The organism is Stenotrophomonas capsici, assembly GCF_034961085.1.
Lineage (GTDB): Bacteria > Pseudomonadota > Gammaproteobacteria > Xanthomonadales > Xanthomonadaceae > Stenotrophomonas > Stenotrophomonas capsici.
Window position 1 is genome coordinate 1 of the sequence record NZ_JAYFUH010000040.1, and the last position, 1,291, is coordinate 1,291.

Below are 1,291 nucleotides of genomic sequence, written 5' to 3' on the forward strand. Positions count from 1 at the left end.
CAGCTGGGCCTGGCCGCCGCGTTCCAGGCGGCACAGAAGCCCGGCGACCGCGCCCACAACCCGCTGCTGCTGTACGGTGGCACCGGCCTGGGCAAGACCCACCTGATGCTGGCCGCCGGCAATGCCATGCGCCAGGCCAACCCGGGGGCCAAGGTGCTGTACCTGCGTTCGGAACAGTTCTTCAGCGCGATGATCCGGGCGCTGCAGGAAAAGACCATGGACCAGTTCAAGCGCCAGTTCCAGCAGGTGGACGCGCTGCTGATCGATGACATCCAGTTCTTCGCCGGCAAGGACCGCACCCAGGAAGAGTTCTTCCACACCTTCAACGCGCTGTTCGACGGCAAGCAACAGATCATCCTGACCTGCGACCGTTACCCGCGCGAGGTCGAAGGCTTGGAAGCGCGCCTGAAATCACGCTTGGCCTGGGGCCTGTCGGTGGCGATCGAACCGCCGGATTTCGAGACCCGTGCGGCCATCGTGCTGGCCAAGGCACGCGAACGCGGTGCCGAGATCCCGGATGACGTGGCGTTCCTGATCGCCAAGAAGATGCGCTCGAACGTGCGCGACCTGGAAGGGGCACTCAACACCCTGACCGCCCGTGCCAATTTCACCGGCCGCGCGATCACCACCGAGTTCGCCCAGGAAACCCTGCGCGACCTGCTGCGTGCCCAGCAGCAGGCGATCAGCATTCCCAACATCCAGAAGACCGTCGCTGATTACTACGGCCTGCAGATCAAGGACCTGTTGTCCAAGCGCCGCACCCGTTCGCTGGCCCGTCCGCGCCAGGTCGCCATGGCGCTGACCAAGGAGCTGACCGAGCACAGCCTGCCGGAAATCGGCGATGCCTTCGCCGGCCGTGACCACACCACCGTGCTTCACGCCTGCCGCCAGATCAAGACGCTGATGGAAACCGACGGCAAGCTCCGCGAGGACTGGGACAAGCTCATCCGCAAGTTGAGTGAGTAAGCCATTCGGGGCACCGGATAGGTCGTAGGGAAGAAGCCGGACGAATCATGCACCGACGCCGCAGAGGCGTCATCGCACAAAACGGTGCATGATTCGGGGGCAGACGTTGGGGAAGTTGTGGATAAAAACGCGTCTCCAAAAACGCGGAAAGTTATCCACAGCATTCCCCACCCGTTCCGGGCCAGTAGTACAGAGGGTTTCAGTGTATAGAAACCCTTTGAAAACAAATACTTGGGTGTGTTTTAAACCAAATCTGGCTCTACCAGCACCACCAAGCTTTTGATTTAACCCACATCTTTTAAAAGCATAGGGGCACGAAACCACA

Annotated in this window: 2 protein-coding genes; one reads left to right on the top strand and one right to left on the bottom strand. The window is 61.1% G+C overall.

The genetic code is table 11. The features are described from left to right. A partial coding sequence (dnaA, locus tag VA603_RS01205) for a chromosomal replication initiator protein DnaA (protein ID WP_323437696.1) occupies positions 1-966 on the top strand: 966 nt, incomplete at its 5' end. Positions 967-1,035: 69 nt separating this feature from the next. Here dnaA and VA603_RS01210 read toward each other — a convergent pair. Beyond that, positions 1,036-1,291 (bottom strand): hypothetical protein (locus VA603_RS01210; protein ID WP_323437697.1); only part of this gene is annotated, 256 nt, incomplete at its 5' end.